Here is a 25,700-nt window from a genome sequence, read left to right as displayed (position 1 = left end):
GCGGCGTAACCAAAGCTTTATATAATGGGGGCTTTGGGGAGCCGAGGTCCAACCACGAAGGAATCGCCATGTCTGAGAGCCAGCCGGAATCGTATACATTCCGGGTCAATGCGGAGCTGCTTTCCCCCGGGCAGCAGCTGGTCCCGGGCGACGGCGCCGCCGCACCGCTGGCTCCAGTGGCGGGCACCAGCCTGGAGGATGATGACTTCGGCACTCCGGCGCTGGTCATCGTGAAGCTTGAGGACGGGGAAACCGTGCGCCTGGCGTACGCCTCCTCGGTCCGGGTGCTGGCTCCGGCACCCGAGGGCTCGCCGTCGGACGCCGTCCGCCGGATCCCGTCCGAAGAGGACAACGCGGCGGAGATCCTCTCCGCTGCCGCGGCGGCCCATCCGGAGAATGCGGCAGTACAGGAGATCACCTCCCGGCTGGAACGCGGCCTGAACGTGAAGTCCGGCAGCAACCTGCAGGATGTGCGTGATCTGGCGCATCTCCTGTTTGTGGACCTCGGCGATGCGGAAAACGCCCTGAAGGTCTGCAACATCATCACCGGGCTGCCCTTCGACGGGAACTTCGGGCGCTGGAACTGGATCCAGGGCACCCTGGCGCTCGCTGCGCACATCACCCATGAGGCCGGCGACGACGAGAGTGCCGCCGCCTACAGCCAGGCGGTCCGCGCGGCGGACGCCTCCGAAACGGATCCGCTGAAGGCCAAGCTGGCCGCCGAGCTGCTGCAGCGGCAGCTGAACGAGCCGAACCTGTATGACAGGGAGATCCACCGGGCGGCCGAGGCCGGCAATGCGGACAGTGAGCGGGAATGGCGGATCCTGCGCCTGAACTCGCTGCTGTACCTGCGTGCCCACGGCGGGTCGCAGACCCTTTCCGACGCCGAACTTGAGCGCCGGATCCGTACCGAACTGATCGCCGTCCGGGGCTAGTTCAGCGGCCCCGGCGCACCGCTGCGCAGGTGTTTCCGGCGCAGGTGCATGGCCAGCACAACGGCCATGCCGACGGCGGCGCCGATCAGTGTTTCAATGCCGCGGTCCTGCAGCAGGTGCATCGGATTGCTCGGGTGGGCCAGCTCGGTGCTGACCAGGGCCAGCGGCGTCACCACCACTTGGGCCAGGGCGTATTGGCGGGCGATGAACATTTCCGCGCCGAACTGGCAGGCCGCGATGACCAGGACCATCTGCCACGGTTCCAGCCCGGGCAGCAGGATCAGTGCGGTCAGCAGCAGGCCGCCGAACGTGCCCAGGATGCGCTGCAGGCCCCGGTAAACCCGGTGCCGTACGGTCTGGCCCACCAGCGGAACGGTGGCCGCGACCATGGCCCAGTAGTTGTGGCCGATCCCCAGCAGGGTGGCAATGGAGCCGGCCAGCGAGGCGGCCACGGCATACTGCAGCCCGTCCAGATAGATGAACCGCCGCTGGGCAGCGGAGAACCGCGGCCGTGCGGGTTTGTCCCAGGCGGTCCGGTACTTCCTCAGGAACATCCCGGACTGGCCAATCAGAATGGAAAAGGACACGGTCAGCACTGCGGTGAGCATGCCCTGCCAGACCGGCGGCTGGTTGGGCACGGAGGAGATGGCTGCAAAGGCGAAGATATGGAACAGCGATCCCGCCGGCCGCAGCCGCCAGAAACCGGTGGCCACGGTTCCCAGCCCGGCAACCAGGGTAGTGCCCACCACGGTGCCCCAGGCATCCAGGTCCAGGCGCGCGCACAGTGCAGCCGCCAGGATGACCGCCAGCATCAGGGCGCCGGCCCGGCCCTGATGGCCCAGGCGCTGGCGGTGCGGTTCGTTCCGCCCGTAGATCCCGGTGAACGCACCGAAGCTTGCAAAGATGGCCAAGTCTATCCGCCCCAGGAACAGCACCAGGAGCAGCGGCAGGCCAATGCCGACGGCGCAGCGGACCGCCGCGTGGTGATCGTTGTGCGCGGGCCCCATCCTGAACATCTCCTGCAGGTGCGTCAAAGCTGTAGCTGCTGCCTTTCCTGTTGTTCGGCGTCGGGGTTATCCGTGACGGGCCCTGGTCTCTGTGGAGTTTTACTTCCGCCGTCCAACGTATCGCCGCCTTATGGCAGGCCTGAATAAATGTGGTGAACCTCCCAGCCCCGGGTGGCGGCACTCGGCACCCCGGGGGTAGGGCAAAATGGAAGGGTGTCTTCCTCAGCCTTCTCCTTCACCCTCGGTAAGCGCCTGCGCGAAACCGCTCCCGCAGCGGCAGATGCCCGCGTAGAGGCGAACGGAGGCGGCTTCCAGGGCCGGACAGGCACCATCTCCACCCCGCATGGCGAGATCAAGACGCCGGCGTTTATTGCCGTGGGTACCAAAGCCACGGTGAAGGCCGTCCTGCCGGAGTCCGTGGCGGACCTGGGGGCGCAGGCGGTGCTGGCCAACGCCTACCACCTGTACCTGCAGCCCGGCCCGGACATCCTGGACGAGGCCGGCGGCCTGGGGAAGTTCATGAACTGGTCCGGCCCCACGTTCACCGATTCGGGCGGTTTCCAGGTCATGAGCCTGGGCGCCGGGTTCAAAAAGGTCATCAATATGAACGCCGACGGCACCACGCATGCCACCGGCGCGGACGACGACGTCGCGCCCGGCAAGGAACGGCTCGCGCATATTGACGACGACGGCGTCTGGTTCAAGTCGCACCTGAACGGGGATAAGCACCGGTTCAGCCCCGAGATTTCGATGCAGGTGCAGCACAAAATCGGTGCGGACATCATGTTCGCCTTTGATGAGCTGACCACGCTGATGAACTCGCGCGGCTACCAGGAAATGTCCCTGGAGCGGACCCGGCTGTGGGCGCTGCGGTGCCTGGCCGAACACGCTCGGCTCACCGAGGAACGCGTCGGCAAGCCCTACCAGGCCCTGTTCGGGGTCCTGCAGGGCGCCCAGTATGAGGATCTGCGGCGCAAGGCTGCCCGCGATCTGGGTGCCATGGACTTTGACGGCTTCGGCCTGGGCGGTGCCTTCGAGAAGGAAAACCTCGGCACCATTGTCCGCTGGTGCACGGAAGAGCTGCCGGAGAACAAGCCCCGCCACCTGCTGGGCATCTCCGAGCCGGATGACATCTTCACCGCCATCGAGAACGGCGCCGATACCTTTGACTGCGTCTCCCCCACCCGGGTGGCCCGCAACTCTGCCTTCTACACCCCGTACGGGCGCAAGAACCTCTCCAACGCGAAGTACAAGAAGGACTTCGGTCCGCTGGTGGACGGCTGCGACTGCTACACCTGCACCCACTACACCCGGGCGTACATCCAGCACCTGTTCAAGGCCAACGAGATGGTCTCCCACACGCTGATCTCCATCCACAATGAGCGCTTCACCGTGAAGCTGGTGGACGATGCCCGGCTGTCCATTGAGGACGGGACGTTCTTCGACTTCAAGGCCGAGGTCCTGGGCAAGTACTACAGCGGCACGTAGGTTCCCTGCCGCTGCAGCACCTGGCACCGGGGTTTACCCGGCAGGCTAGTTCCAGGCCCGGGGCAGCGGCTCGTTGTCCTGGTCCGGCTCATCCGTCGGGTTCTGCCGTTCAGCGCCTGGATCCTCCGCGCCGCCCGTCGGGGAACCGTCCGCGTGGCCTGCCTGCTGCTGGCCGCTTTCTGCGTCCTCGTCCTGTCCGGGAACCGGCGGATCAACTATCTGCAGCTGTTCCTCAGCCTTGGTCTCATTGTGTTCGAAATCTTTGTCCTGGGGCACTGTGTCCTCCTGTGGATTATTCGAAAAAGCCGGGGTATCCGGCGGTTATGAATTGTCCGGCTTTGCCAGGGTGTCTTCGTCCTCTTCGAGGGCGGATTGGGAATCACGCTCGGTATCGCCGGGGCTGGAATCCTCGCGGGATTCCTCGATCAATGCCTTCGTGACCTCGTCGTTGAATTCATCCCGGGTGCCTGCCAGGTTTTCATCTGCTGCTTTGGCGCCGGGGTTGGAAACCGGTTCTTCAGTGTTCATGCCGTTGCTCATGCTTTTGCTCCCGCCGTATCGGTGAAGGTAAACGCGTGCGTTCCCCTACCCTTGCACATCACGGGACGGATTTCTCCCCGGCAGGGCAGGCCCCGGGAGAGCCGTATTCGGAGCCTAGCGCCCGGCCGCGGGCTCCAGCTCAGGGGCGGCGTACGTTGGTTCACGCCGCTTGATGACCTTGATGACGGCGGCGGTGACGGGCACAAACAGGAACTCGACCAGGGTTTTGTAAAGGAATCCGAAGATCACGTAGTTCAGGAACCCGGCGGCGTCGGTAATCCCGATCACCGGTGCCGCCACGGCGCAGAAAATCAGGGTGTCCGCGAACTCCCCCACACCGGTGGAGGCCATCAGCCGTCCGGCCAGGGCTTTTTCCCGGAACCGTTCCTTCATCCGCACCAGCACCAGCGAGTTCAGCAGCTGGCCCGCAAGGAACCCGAGCAGGCTGGCCAGCACTATCTGCCAGACCGGGCCCAGCGCCACCTCCAGCGCGGCCTGCTTTTCCTGCCCGTAGGCATCATCGAAACCGGGCAGCGCAATGATGATCGCGAAACTGACGACGGCGAGCAGCGCCATGCCAAATCCGGTGAAGATCGCACGGCGGGCAGCCTTAAAGCCGTACACCTCGGACACCACGTCGCCGAGGATGTATGCCAGCGGGAACAGGAAAAACCCGCCGTCGGTGACAATCTCCAAACCGCCCGGCAGGTCAAAGTGCACGCCCTTGCTGGCGCCGATGTTGGAAATGACAATCACCACGCACATCAGCGTGAGGATCAGGTCATACTGGGAGCTCCCGCGGGAGGCGTAGATTGCAGGGGTTTTTGCAGCTGCCCGTGGCTGTGCAGTCATGGCATTTCCGTTTCGGTAGTGGTTCGCCTGGCGTCCGCCGGCTGTATTAGCACTGTGCCCGCTGCCCCGGGCAGCCCCGCAGGGCCGCATCCATTCTGCCATGTCCGGCCGCCCGTCCGCTCCGGCGTATATTTCCCCATCCGGTACCGCTTTTTGAACGTGTTCAAAACTGTGGTCTACTGAACGCTGGAAATACTGCATAAGGGAGCATCATTGGCCGTCACCGTCAAGAGCGAACAGACGCGCCGGCTCCTCATCGACACCGCGCTGCACCTGTTCACTCGCCAGGGCTACGAAAAAACCACCATGCGCACCATCGCATTGGAGGCGGGCGTCTCCGTGGGCAACGCCTACTACTATTTCCGTTCCAAGGATGACCTCATCCACGAGCTGTACCGCTCACTGCAGGATGAGCACCGGTCCCTGGCCCTGCCGCTGATCCGCGAGGGACAGAACCTCGGCGAGAACCTCGCGGTCATCCTGGGCACCTGGCTGACCACCCTTGAGCCTTACCACGCCTTCGGCGCACACTTCCTGCGCGATGCCATGGCACCGAACCGCCAGGCCGACGCCGCCGTCGGACGCGGGAAGTCCATTGCCCTTTTCCGCCAGGCGGTTACCAGCGCCCGGCCGCAGCCGCCGCTGGCCATCCGCGATGACCTGCCTGAACTCCTCTGGCTTGTCCACATGGGCATCAGCCTGTTCTGGGTCTATGACCATTCCCCCGGGCAGCGGCGCTCCCACCGGCTGGCTGCGAACCTTGCCCCGCTGATCGCCAAACTCGTTATCCTGTCCCGGCTTCCCGTGGTCCGGAACATCGTGGAGGACGTGGTCTCGCTGCTGCGCGGCATCCGCCGGGATCCGTAACCGAACGACGGCGGCGGCAGCGGCAGGTGTGCCGTCACGGCACGCGCCGGCGGCGTGCCGTCAGCGCATAGCGGACGGGTGGCAGCTTCTCCCGTTTTGGGTGGAAGATGGACCCATGTCTGCAAACACACACTCTTCCGCGGCCACAGCTCCGGCCGTCACGCTGACCATTGCCGGTTCCGAGGCCACCGGCGGTGCCGGTGCCCAGGCCGATCTGAAGACGTTCCAGGAACTGGGCGTTTACGGGATCACGGCCCTGACCTGCATCGTGTCCTTCGACCCGAAGGACTCCTGGAACCACCGCTTCGTGCCGGTGGATCCGCAGGTCATCGCGGACCAGCTCGAGGCCATTACTACGGCCTATGACCTGGATACCGTCAAAATCGGCATGCTCGGCACCCCGGCAACCATCGACGTCGTTGCCAAGGCACTGCAGGCCCAGGACTGGAAAAACCTGGTGCTGGACCCGGTTCTCATCTGCAAGGGCCAGGAACCCGGCGCGGCCCTGGACACGGACCAGGCACTCAAGGCCCAGATCCTTCCGCTGGCAACCTTCGTGACCCCCAACCACTTCGAATCCATGTCCCTTTCCGGCATGGATTCCATCGAGACCGTTGAGGACCTGAAGGAAGCGGCCCGGCGCATCCACGAGGCCAGCGGCGCGGTGGTGCTGGCCAAGGGCGGTGTGCGGATGGAAGGCGACGACGCCGTCGACGTGTTCTACGACGGTGAAACCATGGAGGTGCTGCGCGCACCCAAGGTGGGCGATGTTGCTGTCAGCGGCGCCGGTTGCACCCTCGCTGCCGCCATTACCGCCGAACTGGGCAAGGGCGCCACCCCGCTGGAAGCGGCAAAGACCGCCAAGGCCTTCGTGACCGAAGGTATCCGCAACCGGGTCTCCTCGAATGCGCCGTTTGATGCCCTGTGGCAGGGTAAGGCCGGGCAGGGTCCCGCTCTGTAGTTCCGGGTCATTACCCTCCGCAAAAATACGCAAAAGGGACCTCCCGGCCAGGGGAGGTCCCTTTTGCGTATGCAGCCTGTTCCAGGCCCTGGCTACTTCAGGGTCTCAATGGCGTAGTCGGCTTCCTCGGGGGTGAACTTTGCGCCGTACTGGGAAGTGGACGCCAGCTGTTCCCTCAGTTCCTCGGTGGGCAGGGACAGTTCTTCCTGGAGAATCTTCGCGTATTCCAGTGCATTGGTCTTGTAGTCGGCGGTGATGTTGTCGACGGCGTACTGCGCAGCCTCCGGGGTGTACTTGCCGTATTCCGAGCCAAGCTGGTCATAGATGGCGGCCTTGCTCATATGCATGTCATCGCTGAAGAACTGGGCACTGCTCAGGGCCTGGGCCCTGTCATCACTCTTCGGGACGGCAGGAGCAGCAGGAGCAGGGGGAGCGGCCTGGGCCGGTGCGGAGTAGGTCGGGGTCGGCATCGCGTTGTTGGTTTCGGCTGCCGCCTCGTTTTCCTCGACAGCCGCGACGACAACCGTCGTCAGGGTGAAAACCATCACCACCGAGAGGATCACGTTGAGAACCCAGACAATGGCGGTAACAATCCACGCCGTCTTCCTGTTCTGCTTGTAACCCTCCAGCGGGCGGCCATGCTTGTCCTTCTGGTTACCCGTCAGGGTGATGATCAGGTCAACAAGCGCCCAGATACCGAAGCCGCCACCAGTCAGGAGTTTCAGGACGCCGGTGCCGATCTTGCCCAGATAAAAGCGGTCAATGCCCAGACCACCAAGGAAAAGCGAGAGGAGCCAAGTGACGACAAAGGACTTTCCGGTGATCGTCGCACTCTTGTAATCGGTCGCAGCGGTAGTGCTCATAGCAGGATGTCGCCTTCCAATAATGCGGCTCGTATTTCGTACGGTCGAAACCATAATGCCGCAGCCCGCGTCCGAATCCCGACAATCTGCGGATTCCTCCGGCGCGGTGGAGAAAATACAGTCAAGTCCCTCCAAAAACAAGGTTAGGGCAACTAATTCACGCCTATTAATGCGAACCTTTGCAGCATTGGAATGCTCCTCTATTGTGTCCCTACGGCTTGGTTTTTGGGGGCCGTCACGTGCACGCTGACACTCCTCGACGGGGGTTGGGGGCACAACGGAAAACCTGCCGCAGTGTGTCAGCAGCCGGAAACAGTCCCTGGACGTCCCGGTAGCGCTCGGTGGAATGTTCAAGGAGCGCAATGAGATTGTCCATTCATCACAAACCCGGCGCGGTGCTCACTGCCGCCTTCGCCGGGGTAGCACTCACCGCGGCCCTGGGCCTACCGGCCCAGGCCACCGAGACCACCACTGACGCCAACGGGCTCACGGGAGGAATCTCGGTTGAGCAGTTCGAAGCCCTGAAGGTCGCCCCCAGTTTGCGGGACGCCTCCGGCACGGTTTCGGTCTATGTCCAGTTCACCGGCGAAGGCGCCTTTGAACAGACGCAGCCCGAGGAAGTCAAGGAGGGCAAGGCCGATCCGGTGGTCAACAAACCGCTGGTCGAAGAAATCCGCAGCAACATCGCCTCCCAGGCTGAATCCGTAGCCGCCGAGGCCGACGCCAGCACCCTCTACACCACCACCAACACCCTTCCGGGAACCGCCATTATCGGTGATGCCGAGGCCATCCGTGCCCTCGCCTCCCGCGACGACGTCGCCCGGATTACCAAGATTGTCCCGAAGACCATCGGGAACAAGGGCGCGGATATTGACACCCGCGCACTGAACACCTGGGTGGAACGGAAGCAGACCGGCGAAGGCATCACCATCGCTGTCCTGGACACCGGCATTGACTACACCCACAGCGACTTCGGCGGGCCCGGAACGTTGGAGGCCTACGCGGCCGCCCAGGCTTCCCCCACCATTCCCGCCGCGGACACCGGTCTGGTGGATCCGGCCAAGTTCATTGGCGGATACGATCTGGTGGGCGACGACTACGACGCCGACCCCTCCTCCCCCACGTACCAGCCCGTCCCGCGCCCGGACCTGAACCCGCTCGACTGCGGCGGGCACGGCAGCCATGTGGCGGGCACAGCGGCGGGCTACGGCACCAACGACGACGGCACCACGTTCCGCGGCGACTACTCGACCCTCACGGCCGAGCAGGTCAACGGCATGCGGATCGGCCCCGGCTCCGCCCCCGGCGCACAGCTGGTCAGCATCCGGGTCTTCGGCTGCGCCGGTTCCTCCGAGGTGGTCGGCCAGGCACTGGACTACGTCCTGGACCCCAACGGCGACGGCGACTTCTCGGACCGCGCCCAGGTGGTCAACATGTCCCTGGGCTCCGATTACTCCCCGGTGGATGATCCCGAAAACGACATTGTGGACAAGCTGACCCAGCAGGGCATCCTGTCCGTCGTCGCTTCCGGCAACGCCGGCGACGTGTACGACATCGGCGGCTCACCGGGCAACGCGCGCTCGGCCCTGACCGTTGCCAGCACCATCGGCAGCCAGGTCACCCTGGACCGCGCCGATGTCCTGGCGCCCGAGGAACTCGCCGGCCCCGTAGCCGGACAGTACTCCGCCAACTTCAACTACTCCGATCCGGCCGTCACCGAAGAACAACTCACCGGCGACGTGGTCCCGGCTCCCGCGAACAATGCCTTCGGCTGCAACCCGTACCCCGCCGGTTCGCTGGCGGGCAAGTGGGTCTGGATCCAGTGGGAAGAGGACGGTGCCTTCCCCTGCGGCTCAACCGTGCGTTTCAACAACGCCCAGAACGCCGGCGCCACCGGCGTTGTGCTGGATTCCCCCCGTTCGGTCTTTGAGTCCGGCATCGGCGGAAACGCCACCATCCCCGGCATCCAGCTCAACGCCGAATCCTCGGACCGCCTGCGGCCGGCCGCCCTGGCCGGAACCCTGACGCTGAAGCTGTCCCCGTCCTACATGGCCACCGCAGGTGCCCCTTCAGGCGAGGGCGACACCGTCAGCCCGTTCACCTCCCGCGGAGTCCATGGCTCCAACGGCATTGTGAAGCCCGACGTCGCTGCCCCCGGTTCCTCCATCGGTTCGGTGGCAGTCGGTTCCGGAGACGGTGCATCGGTCAAGAGCGGCACGTCCATGGCCACTCCGCATGTGGCCGGCATTGCCGCCCTGGTTTACGCCGCCACGGATCTGAACGCTTACGAGGTCAAGTCCGCCATCATGAACACCGCCACCCATGACCTGCTGACCGCGGACGGAGCCGTACAGGGCCCCAACCGCGTCGGTTCCGGCCGGGTGGACACTTTGGACGCCCTGAACAACAAGACGCTGGCCTACGCCACGGATGACCAGGCACTGACCAGCGTGAACTTCGGTGTCCTGGAACTGGGCAAGGAAGCTCTGGTGCTCACCAAGCAGGTCACCGTGGAGAACAAGTCCGACCGCCCGCAGAACTACACCGTGAGCTACCTGGGCGCAACGACCATGCCCGGCGTCGACATCAGCACCACCCCCTCGGTCAACGTGCCTGCCAATGGCAAGGCGACCGTGGATGTCACGCTGAGCATCTCCGATCCGTCGGCACTGACCAAGACGGCTGACTCCGCTGCCGCCCTCGAGCAACTCGGCCTGTCACGCCAGTTCCTTTCCGACGTTTCCGGCCGCGTACAGCTGGAAGGCAAGGGAACTCCCACCCTGCGCGTTCCGGTCTACTCGGCTCCCAAGCCGACCTCGGACATGAGCGCCGGCACGGAGATCCCCTTCGCTGACACGGATACCCTCACCAGCACCGTCACCCTGCAGGGACGGGACCTGAACCAGGGCGAGGGCGCTTCACGCTACCTCTCCATGGTGGCGCCTCTGGTGCTGGGCGCCGAGAGCCCCCGCCTCGAGACCGTGAAGATGGATTCGATGTACGCCATGGATGTGCAGTCCGTGGGTGCTTCCTCCAACATCCCGACGCTCAAGTCCGCCGGTGAAGACCCGCAGGATGCCGTGGTGAACTTCGGTGTCAGCACGTGGGGCAACTGGGCGATCCTGGGTGCTTCGAATGAAATCGACGTGGAAATTGACACCAACGGGGACTCCGTTCCGGACTACGTCGCCTTCACCACCCGCGCCGATGACCTGGACCTGGTCCTGATCTCCACCTACCGGCTGAACCCGGACGGCAGTGCCGAACTGGTGGACCAGACGGGTGCCAACGGCGTCCTCGGCGACACGGACAGCAACACGTTCGACACCAACGCGGTGACCCTTCCGGTTTCCGCCTTGGCGCTGGGCCTGGACGTCAATGCGGCGTCCGCACCGCTGCAGTACCGTGTCACCACGTGGAGCCCCTACAACGTGGATGACCAGGGCAACAGCGTCCCGGTTGACGCCACGGAGTACATTCCCTTCGACGCCGCCAACCCGGCACTGACGTTCAAGGGCGCCACCGCGGATGCCCTGTTCGCCGACGTCGACGGCGGCAAGCTGGACGTGACCCGCAGCGCCGGCACCACCGACGCCAAGGCACTGTTCCTGCACCTGCACAACGCCACCGGCGATCTCAGCGGCACCAACGGCGACGGCGGCCGGGCGGAAGTCCTGCCGATCAACGTTCCGGCCAAGGTGGTCAACCCGGTAAGCGCGGTCAGCAAGTGCAACGCCTTCAAGGCCGAAATCACTGTGACCGTGCAGAACAACGGCGACCGCCGCGCGGACGTTGACCTCAACAGCCCGTACGGCAAGGCCAAGGTCATGAAGCTGGAGCCGGGCGAGACCGGCACCGCGGTCATCAAGACGCGCCAGCTCTCCGTCACCGCCGGCGAGGTAACGGCTTCCTACAAGTTCCTCGGTAAGGGGAAGGCTGAGAAGGCCGAGTACACGGCCGCCTACGGCGCTGTGAAGTGCAGCAGGTAGCCGAGTGCAGCAGGTAGCCTCCGGCTAGGCAAAAGCGGCGGGTCCCGGAAAAATCCGGGACCCGCCGCTTTTTTGTTTTGTGCTTGGCCGTTGCCTGCGAGGGCCTACTTCTGCAGCTTGGACATCCGCCGGTCCGCGAGGATCCTGCCGCCGGTCTGGCAGGTGGGACAGTACTGCAGGGAGGAGTCCGCGAAGGACACCTCGCGGACCGTATCCCCGCACACCGGACAGGGTTCGCCGGTCCGGGCATGGACCCGCAGCGCCTTACGCTTGGAATCCTTCAGCGCCGACGCCGGCCGTCCGGAGGCCGTGGCGATCGCTTCCTCCAGGGTGGTGCGCATGGCTACGAACAGCCGCCCGGCGTCGTCGGCGTCCAGCTTCGCGGCATTGGCGAACGGTGACAGGCGCGCCGCGTGCAGGATCTCGTCGCTGTACGCGTTGCCGATCCCGGCAATCACCGACTGGTCACGCAGCAGCCCCTTGACCTGCCCGGAGTGGCCGGAGAGCAGTGCGGCAAAGTCATCAAAGCCGACGTCCAGCGCTTCCGGTCCCAGCCGCGCGATGCCGGGAACTTCCTCCAGGTTCCGCACCAGGTAGACCGCCAGGGATTTCCGGGTGCCGGCCTCGGTGAGATCGAATCCGGGCTCCTTGCCGGCGGCGTCGGCGGCGAACCGCACCCGCAGCGCCATGGCCCCCTTGCCGGGCCGCAGCCGTCCCGGTTTAAGGGCATCGGACCAGCGGAGCCACCCCGCCTTGGCCAGGTGCATCACCAGGTGCACGCCGCCGGCGGAGAGGATGATGAATTTCCCCTGCCGCTCCACGCCCTGCACCGGCTGTCCTCGCAGTTCCTCCACCGGAACCCCGGCCGTTTTCAGCACGGAGAAGGAGAGCACCTCCACATCGGAGACCACGGCCGGGGGCGCGTCGGCGGGCAGCAGCTTGGTCCGCAGGAAATCAACGAGTCCCTGCACTTCGGGCATCTCGGGCATGGCACCTACCCTAATCCGTGGCCGGGAGCAGCGTCACTGCTCGGAATGGGACTGCAGGAAGGAATACACCTCGGTTTCGTCCACTCCCGGGAAGGCGCCGGGCGGCAGTGCCGCCAGCAGGTGCGAGTGCGCCCGGGCGCTGGGCCAGGCGAAGCCGGACCATTCCGAGGACAGCTCGCCCGGCGGCGTGCGGCAGCAGTCCGGATCCGGGCAACGGGACTTGGACCGTTCGGTGGTGTCCCGGCCGCGGAACCACTTCACATGCTGGTACGGCAGCCCGATGCTTACGGAGAACTTCCCCGCCGAGCCGCGTTCCACCCGGGCCGTACACCAGTACGTGCCGGCCGGGGTGTCGGTGTACTGGTTGAACGCACTGAACTGGTCCGGCACGGAGAAGACCTCCCGCGAGGTCCAATAGCGGCAGATCGGCTGGCCCTCAATGGCGCCGGTGTGGTCCGCAGGGAAGGTCACGCCGTCGTTCTCATACGCCTTGTAGACAATCCCGCTCTCGTGCACCTTCTGGAAATGGGTGGGGATGCCCAGATGCTCGGTGGCGAGGTTGGTAAAGCGGTGCGCCGCGGTTTCATAGGACACGGCAAAAGCATCACGGATGTCCTCCACGGCTATTTCTTTCGCGGCCTTGGCCCGCTGCAGGAACTCCACCGTGGCTTTCTCCGGCAACAGCAGCGCGGCGGCAAAGTAGTTGGTGGCCACCCGCTGGCTAAGGAATTCGCCATAGCTGCTGGGAGTCTGGTGCTGCAGCACGTAATGGCCCAGTGCCTGCAGCAGCACCGAGCGCGGATCGTGGTCCGAGCGCTGGGACTGGGTGAGGTAGATGCGCCGGTTCTTCAGGTCCGTCACGGAGCGGGTGGAGTGCGGCAGGTCATTCACGTGGTGCAGGCTGAACCCCAGGTGCGCGGCGATGTCCGCGATCACGTGCTGGGACAGCGGGCCGGAGGTGTGCCCCACCGAATCCAGTACCTTCTGCGCCTCGGCCTCGTATTCGGGAAAGTAGTTGTTCCGCTCGCGCATCATGGCCCGCAGCTCGCCGTTGGCCCGGCGGGCCTCCTCGGGAGTGGCCACCTGTTCGTTGAGCCGGCGCTCCAGCTCGGCCTGCAGCCCGACCAAGGATTCCAGCACGTCCAACGGCAGCCGGGAGCCGATCCGCACCTTGGGCAGGCCGAGCGAGGCATAGAGGGGGCCGCGCTGCGCCCGCTCCAGTTCAATTTCCAGTGCCGCCCGCCGGCTGGGCGGCTCGGCGCCCAACAGGGAATCGATGCTGACGTCCAGGGCGGCTGCCAGCGCCTGCATCATGCCGAGCTTGGGTTCGCGTTTCCCGTTTTCGATCAGGGACAGCTGGGAGGCGACGGTTCCGACGGCGGCGCCCAGATCATCGAGGGTCATCCCCTTGGCCTTGCGCAGATGCCGCACCCGGCGGCCCAGGCTGATCACATCCAGCGTGCGGTCGGAGTCGCCTGCGGACTGCTTTCCGGCGGCCGATCCGCGCTTGCGGGGCTCGGGACTGGGCCGGTTCCATGTTGCACTCGTCACGTTTTTCACAATACGCGAAGAAACGCATTTCTTTCCATAGAAAAACCCTAGAAGAGGGGTTGTTGTTGGCACAGGCTTAGTTCACAGCAGGAAATTCCGGTTTGAAGCGGACCGGAACGAGTGAGATGAATTCGAGGAGATTTAGTAATGAGCCAGGACCAGAACACCGCCCCCACGGCAGAACAGCTCACCCAGGAATGGGCCACCGATCCCCGCTGGGAAGGCATTGAGCGCGACTACACCGCCGAAGATGTCGTCAAGCTGCGCGGCCGCGTCCAGGAAGAGCACACCCTGGCCCGCCGCGGTGCCGAGAAGCTCTGGGATCAGCTCCGCAACGCCGGCGACGAAGGCTACACCAACGCACTGGGCGCCCTCACCGGCAACCAGGCAGTGCAGCAGGTCAAGGCCGGCCTGAAGGCCATCTACCTCTCCGGGTGGCAGGTCGCAGCCGATGCGAACAACTCCGGCCACACCTACCCGGACCAGTCCCTGTACCCGGCCAACTCCGTGCCCACCGTGGTCCGCCGCATCAACAATGCCCTGCTGCGTGCCGACCAGATCGAATTCGCCGAAGGCATCCAGAGCGTGGATGACTATCTGGTGCCGATCGTGGCCGATGCCGAGGCCGGCTTCGGCGGCCCGCTGAACGCCTACGAGCTCATGAAGTCCATGATCCAGTCCGGCGCCTCGGGCGTGCACTGGGAAGACCAGCTCGCTTCGGAGAAGAAGTGCGGCCACCTCGGGGGCAAGGTCCTGATCCCCACCGGCCAGCACATCCGCACCCTTAACGCCGCCCGCCTCGCGGCCGACGTCGCCGGTACCCCCACCGTGGTGATCGCCCGCACCGACGCCGAGGCCGCCACGCTGATCACTTCCGACGTCGACGAGCGCGATCAGGAATTCATCACCGGCGAGCGCACCGCCGAAGGCTTCTACAAGGTCCGCAACGGCATTGAGCCCTGCATCGCCCGGGCCAAGGCCTACGCTCCCTATTCGGACCTGATCTGGATGGAAACCGGCACCCCGGACCTGGAAATGGCCCGCAAGTTCGCCGAAGCCGTCCGGTCCGAGTTCCCGGACCAGATGCTGGCCTACAACTGCTCGCCGTCCTTCAACTGGAAGAAGCACCTGGATGACGACACCATCGCCAAGTTCCAGCGCGAACTCGGTGCCATGGGCTTCAAGTTCCAGTTCATCACCCTGGCCGGCTTCCATGCTCTGAACTACTCCATGTTCGATCTGGCCCACGGCTACGCACGCAGCGGCATGAGCGCCTACGTGGAACTGCAGGAGAAGGAGTTCGGTTCCGAGTCCCGCGGCTACACCGCCACCAAGCACCAGCGCGAGGTCGGCACCGGCTACTTCGATGCCATCTCCACCGCACTGAACCCCGAAGGCAGCACCCTGGCCCTGGCCGGCTCCACGGAGTCCAGCCAGTTCCACTAACCCCGGCTATTTAGCCGGCGGGGGCTGGCGGCCACACCGGCCGCCGGCCCCCGCCGGATCACCCCACAGCTTTGAATCACCCCAAGGAGAACGCCATGAATGACCCCATCACCCTGAACGGCATTTCCCTCACCGCTCCCGCAGTGCGGCGGCAGGAGGAAATTCTGACTCCGCAGGCATTGGACTTCGTCAAGGCGCTGCACCGGGCCACGGCCACCCGCCGGCAGGAACTCCTTCAGCAGCGCCAGGCCCGCCGCCAGCAGATCTCCAACGGCGCGGATCCCGCTTTCCTGGCCGAGACCCGGCACATCCGCGAGGATGAGTCCTGGCGCGTGGCCCCCACCGCTCCCGGCCTGGAGGACCGCCGCGTGGAAATCACCGGCCCGGTGGACCGCAAGATGACCATCAACGCCCTGAACTCCGGTGCCAAGGTCTGGCTGGCGGACATGGAGGATTCCTCCACCCCGTCCTGGTCCAACGTGGTCAACGGCCAGCTGAACCTGCGCGATGCCCTGGACCGCCGCATCGACTTCACCTCCCCGGAGGGCAAGGAATACCGGGTGCAGGGCGCCTCTCTCACCGACCTGCCCACCATTGTGGTCCGCCCGCGCGGCTGGCACCTGCCGGAAAAGCACATGCTGATCGACAACACCCCCATTGCCGGCGGCATTGTGGACTTCGGCCTGTACTTCTTCCACAACGCCCAGCGGCTGATCAGCCAGGGCCGCGGCCCCTACTTCTACCTGCCGAAGATCGAGAACCACCTTGAAGCCCGCCTGTGGAATGACATCTTTGTCCTGGCCCAGGACCTGCTGGGCATCCCGCAGGGCACCATCCGCGCCACGGTACTGATCGAAACCATCACCGCCGCCTTCGAGATGGAGGAAATCCTCTACGAACTGCGGGACCACGCCGCCGGCCTGAACGCCGGCCGCTGGGACTACATCTTCTCGGTGATCAAGAACTTCCGCACCCGCGGACCCCGGTTTGTCCTGCCGGACCGCAACATGGTGACCATGACCGCGCCGTTCATGCGTGCCTACACCGAGCAGCTGGTACGTGCCTGCCACCGCCGCGGGGCACACGCCATCGGCGGCATGGCCGCCTTCATCCCGAACCGCAAGGACGCCGCAGCCAACGACGTCGCCATGGAGAAGGTGCGCGCGGACAAGACCCGCGAGGCCGGCGACGGTTTCGACGGTTCCTGGGTGGCTCACCCGGACCTGGTGCCGGTGGCCATGGAGGTGTTCGACGGCGTGCTCGGCGACCGCCCCAACCAGCTGGAGCGCACCCGCGAGGACGTAGTGCCCAATGACAAGGCACTGCTGGACGTTGCCTCCACGCCCGGCGTCATCACGGAGGCCGGCATCCGCAGCAACATCGAGGTGGGCATCCGCTACATCGAGTCCTGGCTGCGCGGCAACGGCGCAGCGGCCATCAACAACCTGATGGAGGATGCGGCCACCGCCGAAATCTCCCGTTCGCAGATCTGGCAGTGGATCCACACCTCCGCGGTGACCGACGAGGGCGAGATTGTTACCCACCACTGGGTGGAGGAACTGCTGGATGAGGAGTTCGACAACCTGCAGCGTTTCGAGGGCGACCGTTTCAACGACGCCCGCGAGCTCTTTGAGGAAGTAGCCTGCGGGGAACACTTCCCCACCTTCCTCACCGTGCCCGCCTACGCCCGTTTCCTGCACGAAGCGCAGGAACTGGCCGCGGCGTAGCCCCTGGGGGGCGGGTGCGGATACCGCTTCAGTATCCGCACAGGAAAGGACCGGAACCGTTTCCGCACAGGCTCAGGCCGTGCGGGAATGGCACCCGGTCCTTTCCGCGTTGCAGAGGGTATGAAGATTGATATCTGGTCCGACATTGCCTGCCCGTGGTGCTACATCGGCAAGCGCCGCTTCGAAGCCGCACTGGCCACCTTCCCGCACCGGGACGAGGTGGAAGTGCAGTGGCACAGTTTCCAGCTTGATCCCACCCTTCCTGAGCACTATGACGGCACCGAGGTCCAGTACCTCAGCGAGCGCAAGGGCATTGATCCCGAACAGCTTGCCGGCATGCTCGAACAGGTCACCGTCCAGGCCGCCGGCGAGGGCCTGTCCTATGACTATGACTCCCTGGTGGTCGCGAACAGCTTCTCCGCGCACCGGCTGATCCACCTTGCCCGTGCCGAAGGCGGCAACGCAGCGGCCGACGCCGCCAAGGAAGCACTGCTCTCGGCCCACTTTGAGAAGGGCCGCGACATCGGTTCGGCGGAAACCCTCGCGGAGATCGGTGCCGGTCTGGGACTCGACGCCGGGCGGGTGCAGGCCATGCTTGCCTCCGACGAATACACCGACGCCGTGAACGCGGACATCGCGCAGGCACGCGCCCTGGGGATCAGCGGGGTGCCGTTCTTTGTCCTGGATGAGAAGTACGGCATCTCCGGGGCCCAGCCCGCGGACCTGTTCTCCTCGGCGCTGGAACAGGCCTGGCAGGAGTCACACCCGCTGGTTAACCTCACGCCCGCCTCCGGCTCCGCCGACGGTCCGACCTGCGGCCCGGACGGCTGCAGCTAGGACCGCAGCAGGTGCCGGGGCCCAGGAAACCGGGCCGCAGGAAGCCGGGGGCCCGCAGCGCGCCGTGGGCCCCGGTTACCCCGCGGCAGGTGAGGTATCCGCGCCGGGGCAGCTGAGCGGCCCGGGACCGGCGGCCACTGCCTGTTCGGCCGGCTGCAGGTTTTCATACCCGGAGCCAATCACCACGTCCACGGAGGCGTCCGTCCGGTCATCGTGCACGTACTGGGTGCCGGGAATGTGCTGCTGGACTGTGTAGGCGGCGGCGAAGCCGGAGGTCCCGGACAGCACCAGCGCCGTCATCCCGGCCCGGTTCACGCTGGAGTTGCCCACGGTGCCTATCTGGAAGCCCCGGTCCCCCAGATCCGTGGCCACGCTGCCGGCCAGGCCCGGCGCCGCCGTCGAGTTGTAGATATTGACGCTCACCGTGGCCGGGTCCAGATACGGAAAAGGCCCGGCCGGACATTCGTCCACCGGGCCTGCCTGGGCAGTGGGCGCCTCTGCAGCGGGCAGCCGCACCCAGCCGGATACCAGTCCCTGCGCCAGCACCACCGCCAGCAGCAGCAGGAAAGCCAGGAACCCCAGCACCGCGGTATGCAGCCGCCGCCGACGTGCTGACCGCTGGATCAGTTCCGGCTCGTCGGAGGGCGCAAACACCTCGTCCAGTTCGCCGCCGGTAATGATCCGGTGACCGTGCCATTCCCTCGAATCATCCTCAACGGGCGTGCCGTCGGGAGCTTCGTCGGGAGGCTTGTTAGTCATCGAGGACCAGCACGCGTGCGTGCAGGATAGTCCGCTGGTGGAGGGCCGTCCGTACGGCCCGGTGCAGTCCGTCTTCGAGATACATGGTGCCCTTCCATTGGACGACGTGCGGGAACAGGTCTCCGAAAAAGGTGGAATCCTCGGCCAGCAGTGCACCAAGGTCCAGCGTGGCCTTCGTAGTTACCAACTCATCCAGCCGAACCTGCCGGGGAGGTACAGCCGCCCAGTCCTTCGGTGTTACGTATCCATGGTCAGGGTAGGGGCGTACGTCGCCAACAGCTTTGAAGATCACTAGTACAGAGTAAAGAACAACGGCACCCAAAGAAACAGCGACGCTCGGGCGCGGGCCCGTCAGAATGCCAGATTGGCACTCTTTTACCTTCCGCTCCCGTGCCGGCGCGCACTCCGGACTCCGCCAAAGACGCGATACTGGAGTGGTGAACTTCTCCGCTTCCCGCCTTGGTCTCCTGCTCGACGTCGACGGCCCCGTTGCCAGCCCTGTCTCCAGGACCGTCCGCCCGGCCATCATCCGCGACCTGGTCTCGCTGGCCGTGGCCGGCTGGCCCGTTATCTTCAACACCGGACGCTCCGATGACTTCATCCGGCAGCAGGTCATGCAGCCCATGATCGCTGCCGGGCTGCCGGAGGGCGTCCGGGTCCATGCCGTCTGCGAGAAGGGCGCGGTCTGGTTCTCCTTCGACGGAACCGGCCCGGACCAGCCGCAGGTGGATCCGGAGCTGAAGGTCCCCGGCGATTACGCCGAAACAATCCGCAATCTGGTGGATGACAAGTACTCGCGGACCATGTTCTTCGACGAGACCAAGCTGGCCATGCTGTCCGTGGAACAGCACGTACACGTGGACAATGCCGACTACCTCTCCGAGCAGGGCCTGTTCGACGCCGACGCGCTGGAGCAGCTGGGGCTGGCGGGCCTGGGCGGGCAGCGGCTGGACCGCACCATTCCCGATGCCGCCGGGAACGTGTCCTTCCGGATTGACCCGACCATCATCTCCACCGACATTGAAGCCGTGGGGGTGGGCAAGGACCTGGGTGCGCGCCGGGCCCTGGCGATGCTTGAAGCGGAGGGCACAGAGGTGCCGCGCACCTGGCGCACCGTGGGCGATTCCCGCACCGACTACGCCATGGCGGATGAGCTGTCCCGGCTGGGCTTTGAGGTGGCACACGTGGACGTTCGGCCCGCGGACGGCGTGCCGGAGACGGACTATCCGGTCCTCACGGCCGGGTCCCTGATCCACGACGACGCCGGCGCGCTTTACTTTGAGCGCTGGGTGGCGATGGCCGCGGGCGAGGCTGCGGACGACGCCGTCGTTCTCTGAGCCTGCCTACTCGAGGCGCAGTACGGCCTCCACGGACTCCTGGATTTCCGGGGCGCCGGGAGCGACGGCGGAGGCGAAGCGGCCCACCACCTCACCGGAATCGGTAACCAGGAACTTCTCGAAGTTCCAGCCGATCTCCTCACCCAGGTCCCCGTCGCGGAACTTCGTCAGCTCGGCGTAGAGCGGGTGCCGGGCGGGTCCGTTGACGTCGGTCTTGGCCGCGAGCGGGAAGCTCACGCCGTAGTTGCGCGAGCAGAACTCGGCGATGTCCTCTGCCGTGCCCGGTTCCTGCCCGGCGAACTGGTTGCTGGGCACACCAAGGACGGCGAAGTTCCGGTGCTGGTAGGTCTCGTAGAGGGCCTGCAGCCCTTCGTACTGCTGCGTGTATCCGCAGCGCGACGCCACGTTGACCACCAGCACGGCCTTGCCGCTGAACAGGTCCCCGAACGTGGTTTCGGTGCCGTCCAGAAGGGTCAGGGGAATCCCGTAGAGGGTGCTGTTCTCGGTGCTGTTCTGCACGGTGTGCCTTTCCGTTGACGTGCTCCCATTTCATCGCATCAGCGGACCGGACACCCAATTCCGGTTATCCGCAGCGGGTTGGGAGAGTGGCGGATAGCACTTCGTAACATTCGGTTCAGAGTTGACTCGGCCCGGTGATACGTTGCCGGAATGAGTGCGATTCCCGAGTCAATTCCTGTTCTTGACCTGAGCACGGCCCGCAATGCCGACGGCTCCTTCAACCCCGAATTCATTGACCAGCTGCGCGATGCGACGCACCGGATCGGCTTCTTCCAGCTCGTTGGCTACGGTGCCGGCGAAGCGATGGTGGAGGACCTGTTCAGTGTGACCAAGCGGTTCTTCGACCTCCCCCTGGAGGACCGGCTTGCCCTGGACAACCGCAAGTCCCCGCACTTCCGCGGCTACACCCGGCTCGGCACCGAAATCACCCGCGGCCGCCCGGATTCGCGTGAACAGGTGGACTTCGGACCGGAACGCGAGCCCGCCGCGGACTACCCGGCCGATCAGCCGTACTGGCTGGTACAGGGCCCGAACCTGTTCCCGGACGAGGTACTGCCCGAGCTGCGCAGCACGTCCATGGCCTGGGCCGAGCGGATGTCCGAGGTGGGTGCGGAGCTGCTCGCCGCCATCGCCGTGTCCCTGGAGCTGCCGGAGGACCACTTCACCGAACCGTTTGAGGGCACCCCGGCCTGGATGGCCAAGCTCATCCACTACGTGGGCGGCGTGGTGAAGGAAGCGGGCACGCAGGGAGTTGGCTCGCACGCCGACTACGGTTTCGTCACGCTGCTGCTGCAGGATTCGGTGGGCGGGCTGGAAGTGAAGCCGCACGAGTCCGACACCTGGATCCCGGTGGAACCCATCCCCGGCGCCCTGGTGGTGAACCTGGGCGAGATGCTGGAGGTAGCCACCCAGGGCTACCTCTCGGCCACCATCCACCGGGTGCTGGCACCGGCACCGGGCGTGGACCGGTACGCCATTCCGTTCTTCTGGTCCCCGCGGCTGGACGCCGTCATTGACCCGGTGCAGCTGCCGCCGGCGCTGGCCGGTCAGTCCCGCGGGATCTCTGATGATCCGGACAACCCCATGCTGGCCTCCTACGGCGCCAACGTGCTTAAGGGCTGGCTGCGTGCCCACCCGCAGGTGGCCAAGCTGCACCACCCGGAGCTGGTGGCGGGCAAGTAGGCCCTGTTTCCAGGACCACCGCGCCGACGGCGCTGCCCGGCCTCTCCGCCGGGCGGCGCCGTCGGCGTTTTCCTGCCGGTGCGAAAGCTCAGGCCCCGAGCCGGCGCAGGTAGCCGGAAAAGCCGGCCGGCACCCGCCCGTCCAGCCGACCGGAGGTGACCGCCCGCATCCTGTCGGTGGCGGTCCAGCCTGCCCCGGCGGCCCGGATCCGTGAGACCAGCTGGACGTCTTCGTGGATGTGCAGGGGTTCGAAGCCGCCGGCGGCGGTGTAGGCACGTGCGGAGAAGGCCATGTTCGCCCCGTGGATGTGGGGGTGGCCTTCGGTCAGCCGGTGTTCGGCATGCCAGCGTGCCAGGTGCTCCGCGCTGAGGTCAGCGGCGTCAGGCTCCACGGTGCCCAGGACCAGCTCATAGCCGGCGTCGGCGAAGCCCAGCTGAATGACCAGCCAACTGGCCGGCACCACAGTGTCCGCGTCCGTGACGGCAATCCACTGCGCACCAAGCCCAAGCATGGCGGCGGTGCCAACATGACGGGCCGCACCCACCGACCCCGCATCCGTCTGCAGCAGGTGCAGGTCCAGGCCCAGCCGCCGGCCCGCCTGCGCTGCCGCCCGGGCGGAGCCGTCGGTACAGGAGTCAAGCACCACGGCCACGCTCACCTCCGCGGGGACAACCCGGCCCTTTAGTGCCGCCACGGCGGCGGCCACTGCAGCCAGGCAGCGGGGCAGCAGCTGTTCCTCATCGCGGGCAGGAATGACGACGCCGACGTGCGGCCGGGTCACAGCAGCCCTTCGCGTTCTGCCACGGACCGGGCCGGCGGATGTACCAGCACGTCGATGCGGAAGTCGGCTTCAGAGTGTTCAGCCAGCAGTTCCAGGCCGCTGCCGGCGCGGAACACCTCGTGCACCTCGTCCGCGTCCATCGGCCAGTCCCGGATCGGATGCCGCCAGTGGCAGAGCAGCAGCACGCCGTCTCGGTCCAGGGCGGCCGCCGCCCGCTGGACCGTTTCGCGCAGCTGCTCCCGGGTGAGGAAATAGCCGATCTCGGAGAGGACCACCAGATCGAAGCTGCCCTCCGGCCAGTCCTCGGGAATGGAGCCCTGGCTAAACCGGATCCGCTGGTCCGCCCCGATCCGCTGCCGGGCCAGTTCCAGGGCGCGCGCGGAAATGTCCATGGCGGTGACGCTGTCCGCGCGCCGGGCCAGCTCTTCGGTGAGCACGCCGATGGAGCAGCCGGGTTCAAAGACGCGGCCGAACCGTTCCCGGGGCAGCAGGGCCAGGGTCAGCTCCCGTTTGCGCCGTTCGTAGAAGCTGTCTCCGAAGTTCCAGGGGTCCGGCGAGGAGGCATAGAGGTCCTCGAAAACCTGCTTGCCGGTCCGCGGTACGGTCACGATGAAGGTTTCGAAGGGGCGCTCGAAGTGCGCCAGGACCTCCGGCGCCAGGAGCGCCTCGTCCCCCGGCCGGTCCGAAAGCGGAGCCACCTGGCTGCGGTGCTCCCCCATTGCCGCGGCCTTGGCGGCAGCGGCGTCCCGGGGCAGGGCCAGCGTGTGCATGCCCTGCGGCAGGTCCGCCGCGGCGCCCCAGTGCCAGAGCCAGATCGGGTATTCCAGCAGCGGTACCCGGGCCTTGGCGGCCAGCCGGGCGGCAGCGGCTCCGGCGGCGTCGTGGTCGGTATGCCCGTCCCGGCGCCAGGGGGCAGCCAGCCAGAGGCCGTCCGTGTCGGTGCCGACCAGCCCGGCCAGGAAGGTGTCCAGCTCCGCGCATCGGGCGGCCAGCTGCCCGTCCGGCAACCCCAACAGGTGAACCCTGGCATCCGGAGCGAGCCGCGCGACGGCGGCGCGCAGCTCCGCTTCCCGCAGCACGGTCAGGGTCTGCGGAGTGTGGGTCGGGGAATCGGGGTGGGAGGCTTCCCCGGCGGTTGCCACCACCACGTCGACGGCGGTGCCGGCCGCCGCGAGGGTCGCGATCAGCCCGCCGGCGCCGAGGGACTCATCATCCGGATGCGCGGCCAGGACCACCATCCGGCGCGGCGGCTCCGAAAGCACGTCCGCCAGCCCGGGCAGGCCGGCCAGCACCGGCTGCCAGATGTTCTCTCCGGGGGTGGGGTCCCGGTGCGTGAAGCTCACCATGGTTCTCCCCCGGCGGTGAGCAGGGCGCGGCCAAGGGCTGCCGAGTCCCGTTCGGCGTGGTGCTGGCGCAGATAGACCTGCAGGTCCGCCACCCGCCGGGCGTACTCCTCCTCGCCGGTCAGCGGCCCCGGACCCAGCCCGTGCCCGGCCAGCCGGAGGACCTGCTCGGCGGCGTCCGCCACCACCGCCCTCACCTGTCCGGCGAGCAGCGCGCCGTCGGGCCCGTCCGCGCGGGCGGCATCGACGTCAGCCGCCGCGGCGGCCAGGACGCGGCGGGCCGCGTGCAGGGCGGTGTCCGTCTGGCCCAGCAGCATGAGGGCAATCTGGTCCGGTTCCCGGTTTCGGGCGGCGGCGGCCAGCCGGCGGGCAACCCCCACGGCACCCCCAAACCAGACCGCGGCAACGCCGATACCGCCCCAGGCGAAGCCGCTGCGTTGGAGGTACCAGTTATCCCCGCCCACGGGCACCGCCGGCACGTCGGTGAACTCCACCGCGGTGCTGTCCACGGCGGTCAGCCCGCGGCTGGCCCAGGTCCCCCGGCCGGGACGGACACCGGCATGGCGGAGGTCCACGGCGAAGGCCCGGCGGGTGCCGGGGCCGGTATGCGCGGTGACCACCGCACGGTCCAGCTGTGCTGCCAGGGAGCACCAGGGTTTGGTGCCGGCCAGGCGCCAGCCGCCGCCTTCCGGCCGGGCATCCAGCCGGAGCCCGGAGCCTTCGGCGGCGTACACACCCCAGGAAGCCCCGGCGGAACCCGCGCTTCCGGGATGGTCCAGGCCGGCCTGGGCAAGAATGGCCAGGGCGTCGAGGTGGGGCTCGACTACCCGGGCCGCGGTAAGGTCTGCCGCACCCAGGGTGGCCAGCAGCTCCCAGAGCCGCACCGTGGTGCCGGTGCCGGGCAGCGGCGCCAGCGTCTCAGCCGGTGCCAGCAGGCCCAGGGCGGCGTCGACAGATCCTTCCACCGCCGCGGCCCGGCGGGCCAGGTCGGCTAACGCGTCCAGCCACGCTGCCGACGGGGCGTCGGAGTCCAGCAGGACGGGACGTCTCACTCCCCGCCGCCGGGTGCGGCCGAGAGTACCGCCACCAGGAAGCCGGCGTCCGGGGTCAGCGGGCGCAGGTCCCAGGTGGACAGCTTCAGGTCCACGCCCAGCCCGGCTGCCTCGGCGTCGGCGAAGAACTGCCCGAAGTCGTAACCGCGCCCGGCACCGAAACCGATCACTACCCGTCCTTCCGGCGCGAGGTGCGCACGCATCCGGGCCAGCACTTCACGGGCGGTGCCGGGGGCCAGGAACGTCATCACGTTGCCGGCGCAGACAATCAGGTCAAACGGTTCGCGGATGCCCTCGGCGGGCAGGTCCAGTTCGGTCAGGTCCCCGACCAGCCAGGTGGCCTGGGGATGGTCGTTCCGGGCAGCGTCGATCAGCTCCGGGTCCACATCCACGCCGACGACGGCGTGCCCGCGCCGCGCCAGCTCGCCGCCCACCCGGCCGGGCCCGGCGCCGGCGTCGAGAATCCGAGCGCCGCGCGGCACCATGGCGTCGATCAGCCGGGCCTCGCCGTGCAGGTCCACGCCCTGCTCCCGCATCTGCTTGAACCGCTGGATATACCAGGCGGAGTGTCCCGGATTTTGCTTCTTTTTAGCTTCCCAGAGGGTTTCCTTGCGCATCCTTCCAGCGTACTCAACCGGGGGGAGGGAAAACGCCCGCCCGGGCGCCCGCCGAGGG

24 protein-coding genes are annotated in these 25,700 nt (G+C 66.6%); 10 read left to right on the top strand and 14 right to left on the bottom strand.

Translation table 11 applies throughout. The features are described from left to right. The first annotated feature begins 68 nt into the window (after positions 1–68). Positions 69–935: a DUF6707 family protein gene (locus tag MUK71_RS01795; RefSeq protein WP_227929339.1), complete on the top strand. Its 867-nt coding sequence runs from the start codon at positions 69–71 to the stop codon at positions 933–935. Here MUK71_RS01795 and MUK71_RS01790 read toward each other — a convergent pair. Continuing rightward, complete coding sequence (locus MUK71_RS01790; protein ID WP_227929338.1) at positions 932–1,969, bottom strand: FUSC family protein; 1,038 nt, start codon at positions 1,967–1,969, stop codon at positions 932–934. The two genes, MUK71_RS01795 and MUK71_RS01790, sit on opposite strands and share 4 nt — an antisense overlap. Positions 1,970–2,155: 186 nt before the next feature. Here MUK71_RS01790 and tgt point away from each other — a divergent pair, with 186 nt between their 5' ends. Beyond that, on the top strand, positions 2,156–3,430 hold the full coding sequence (tgt, locus tag MUK71_RS01785; protein WP_227904907.1) for a tRNA guanosine(34) transglycosylase Tgt: 1,275 nt from the start codon (positions 2,156–2,158) through the stop codon (positions 3,428–3,430). 45 nt (positions 3,431–3,475) lie between these two features. Here the strand turns inward: tgt and MUK71_RS01780 are convergent, their stop codons facing one another. The 3 genes from MUK71_RS01780 to MUK71_RS01770 form a co-directional block, all read right to left on the bottom strand. After that, on the bottom strand, positions 3,476–3,706 hold the full coding sequence (locus MUK71_RS01780; protein ID WP_227904904.1) for a hypothetical protein: 231 nt from the start codon (positions 3,704–3,706) through the stop codon (positions 3,476–3,478). 45 nt (positions 3,707–3,751) lie between these two features. Continuing rightward, positions 3,752–3,970, bottom strand: coding sequence for a hypothetical protein (locus MUK71_RS01775; protein WP_227904902.1), 219 nt, complete (start codon positions 3,968–3,970; stop codon positions 3,752–3,754). Between the two features lie 114 nt (positions 3,971–4,084). Next, entirely contained in the window at positions 4,085–4,822 is a 738-nt protein-coding gene (locus MUK71_RS01770; protein ID WP_227904899.1) for a queuosine precursor transporter, read from the bottom strand. A 213-nt stretch (positions 4,823–5,035) separates the two neighbouring features. Between MUK71_RS01770 and MUK71_RS01765 the strand changes: the two genes are divergently transcribed. Both MUK71_RS01765 and thiD read left to right on the top strand, forming a co-directional pair. Next, positions 5,036–5,689 (top strand): TetR/AcrR family transcriptional regulator, encoded by a 654-nt coding sequence (locus MUK71_RS01765; protein WP_227904897.1) that lies wholly within the window; start codon positions 5,036–5,038, stop codon positions 5,687–5,689. 115 nt (positions 5,690–5,804) lie between these two features. Further along, positions 5,805–6,650: a bifunctional hydroxymethylpyrimidine kinase/phosphomethylpyrimidine kinase gene (gene thiD / locus MUK71_RS01760; RefSeq protein WP_227904895.1), complete on the top strand. Its 846-nt coding sequence runs from the start codon at positions 5,805–5,807 to the stop codon at positions 6,648–6,650. Between the two features lie 92 nt (positions 6,651–6,742). Here thiD and MUK71_RS01755 read toward each other — a convergent pair whose 3' ends face one another. Beyond that, positions 6,743–7,513, bottom strand: coding sequence for an Ltp family lipoprotein (locus MUK71_RS01755; RefSeq protein WP_227929336.1), 771 nt, complete (start codon positions 7,511–7,513; stop codon positions 6,743–6,745). Between the two features lie 362 nt (positions 7,514–7,875). Between MUK71_RS01755 and MUK71_RS01750 the strand changes: the two genes are divergently transcribed. Further along, complete coding sequence (locus MUK71_RS01750) at positions 7,876–11,502, top strand: S8 family peptidase (protein ID WP_227929335.1); 3,627 nt, start codon at positions 7,876–7,878, stop codon at positions 11,500–11,502. Positions 11,503–11,606: 104 nt separating this feature from the next. Here the strand turns inward: MUK71_RS01750 and MUK71_RS01745 are convergent, their stop codons facing one another. Continuing rightward, positions 11,607–12,491: an Fpg/Nei family DNA glycosylase gene (locus MUK71_RS01745; RefSeq protein ID WP_227929334.1), complete on the bottom strand. Its 885-nt coding sequence runs from the start codon at positions 12,489–12,491 to the stop codon at positions 11,607–11,609. 33 nt (positions 12,492–12,524) lie between these two features. Continuing rightward, positions 12,525–14,042, bottom strand: a complete 1,518-nt coding sequence (locus MUK71_RS01740) for a helix-turn-helix transcriptional regulator (RefSeq protein ID WP_227904886.1) — start codon at positions 14,040–14,042, stop codon at positions 12,525–12,527. A gap of 147 nt (positions 14,043–14,189) precedes the next feature. On the opposite strand from MUK71_RS01740, the gene aceA reads away from it, so the two are divergent. From aceA to MUK71_RS01725, 3 genes are all read left to right on the top strand, one after another. Then, on the top strand, positions 14,190–15,488 hold the full coding sequence (gene aceA, locus MUK71_RS01735) for an isocitrate lyase (RefSeq protein WP_227929333.1): 1,299 nt from the start codon (positions 14,190–14,192) through the stop codon (positions 15,486–15,488). 95 nt (positions 15,489–15,583) lie between these two features. Beyond that, the gene (aceB, locus tag MUK71_RS01730; protein WP_227929332.1) at positions 15,584–17,215 is read left to right on the top strand and encodes a malate synthase A; all 1,632 of its coding nucleotides are present in this window, start codon (positions 15,584–15,586) and stop codon (positions 17,213–17,215) included. Between the two features lie 120 nt (positions 17,216–17,335). Continuing rightward, positions 17,336–18,052, top strand: a complete 717-nt coding sequence (locus MUK71_RS01725; RefSeq protein WP_227929331.1) for a DsbA family oxidoreductase — start codon at positions 17,336–17,338, stop codon at positions 18,050–18,052. Positions 18,053–18,127: 75 nt separating this feature from the next. Here MUK71_RS01725 and MUK71_RS01720 read toward each other — a convergent pair whose 3' ends face one another. Both MUK71_RS01720 and MUK71_RS01715 read right to left on the bottom strand, forming a co-directional pair. After that, entirely contained in the window at positions 18,128–18,811 is a 684-nt protein-coding gene (locus tag MUK71_RS01720) for a LytR C-terminal domain-containing protein (protein ID WP_227929330.1), read from the bottom strand. Beyond that, positions 18,804–19,103 (bottom strand): type II toxin-antitoxin system VapB family antitoxin, encoded by a 300-nt coding sequence (locus tag MUK71_RS01715; RefSeq protein ID WP_227904874.1) that lies wholly within the window; start codon positions 19,101–19,103, stop codon positions 18,804–18,806. The genes MUK71_RS01720 and MUK71_RS01715 overlap by 8 nt, the downstream gene beginning before the upstream one ends. Before the next feature lie 145 nt (positions 19,104–19,248). Here MUK71_RS01715 and MUK71_RS01710 point away from each other — a divergent pair, with 145 nt between their 5' ends. Beyond that, positions 19,249–20,148 (top strand): hypothetical protein, encoded by a 900-nt coding sequence (locus MUK71_RS01710; protein ID WP_227929329.1) that lies wholly within the window; start codon positions 19,249–19,251, stop codon positions 20,146–20,148. A 6-nt stretch (positions 20,149–20,154) separates the two neighbouring features. On the opposite strand, the gene MUK71_RS01705 is transcribed toward MUK71_RS01710, so the two are convergent. Further along, on the bottom strand, positions 20,155–20,667 hold the full coding sequence (locus MUK71_RS01705) for a glutathione peroxidase (protein WP_279326969.1): 513 nt from the start codon (positions 20,665–20,667) through the stop codon (positions 20,155–20,157). Between the two features lie 150 nt (positions 20,668–20,817). Here MUK71_RS01705 and MUK71_RS01700 point away from each other — a divergent pair, with 150 nt between their 5' ends. Beyond that, entirely contained in the window at positions 20,818–21,849 is a 1,032-nt protein-coding gene (locus MUK71_RS01700; protein WP_227904872.1) for an isopenicillin N synthase family dioxygenase, read from the top strand. An 88-nt stretch (positions 21,850–21,937) separates the two neighbouring features. Here MUK71_RS01700 and MUK71_RS01695 read toward each other — a convergent pair whose 3' ends face one another. Genes MUK71_RS01695 through MUK71_RS01675 form a run of 4 tightly spaced genes read right to left on the bottom strand, consistent with a single transcriptional unit; the run spans position 21,938 to position 25,642 of the window. After that, positions 21,938–22,630 carry a glycosyltransferase family 2 protein gene (locus MUK71_RS01695; protein WP_227929328.1) on the bottom strand — a complete coding sequence of 231 codons (693 nt, stop codon included), beginning with the start codon at positions 22,628–22,630 and terminating at the stop codon, positions 21,938–21,940. Further along, on the bottom strand, positions 22,627–23,976 hold the full coding sequence (locus tag MUK71_RS16220) for a bifunctional PIG-L family deacetylase/class I SAM-dependent methyltransferase (protein ID WP_269436369.1): 1,350 nt from the start codon (positions 23,974–23,976) through the stop codon (positions 22,627–22,629). Before MUK71_RS16220 ends, MUK71_RS01695 begins: the two co-directional genes overlap by 4 nt. Continuing rightward, on the bottom strand, positions 23,970–25,025 hold the full coding sequence (locus MUK71_RS01680; RefSeq protein WP_227929327.1) for an acyl-CoA dehydrogenase family protein: 1,056 nt from the start codon (positions 25,023–25,025) through the stop codon (positions 23,970–23,972). Before MUK71_RS01680 ends, MUK71_RS16220 begins: the two co-directional genes overlap by 7 nt. Beyond that, a complete protein-coding gene (locus tag MUK71_RS01675) occupies positions 25,022–25,642 on the bottom strand; it encodes a class I SAM-dependent methyltransferase (RefSeq protein WP_227929326.1) in 621 nt (206 codons plus the stop codon). The genes MUK71_RS01680 and MUK71_RS01675 overlap by 4 nt, the downstream gene beginning before the upstream one ends. Positions 25,643–25,700 lie beyond the last annotated feature (58 nt).

The sequence above is a fragment of the Arthrobacter zhangbolii genome (genome assembly GCF_022869865.1).
Classification (GTDB): Bacteria; Actinomycetota; Actinomycetes; order Actinomycetales; family Micrococcaceae; genus Arthrobacter_B; species Arthrobacter_B zhangbolii.
This window is presented reverse-complemented; position numbering and strand designations above follow the sequence as displayed.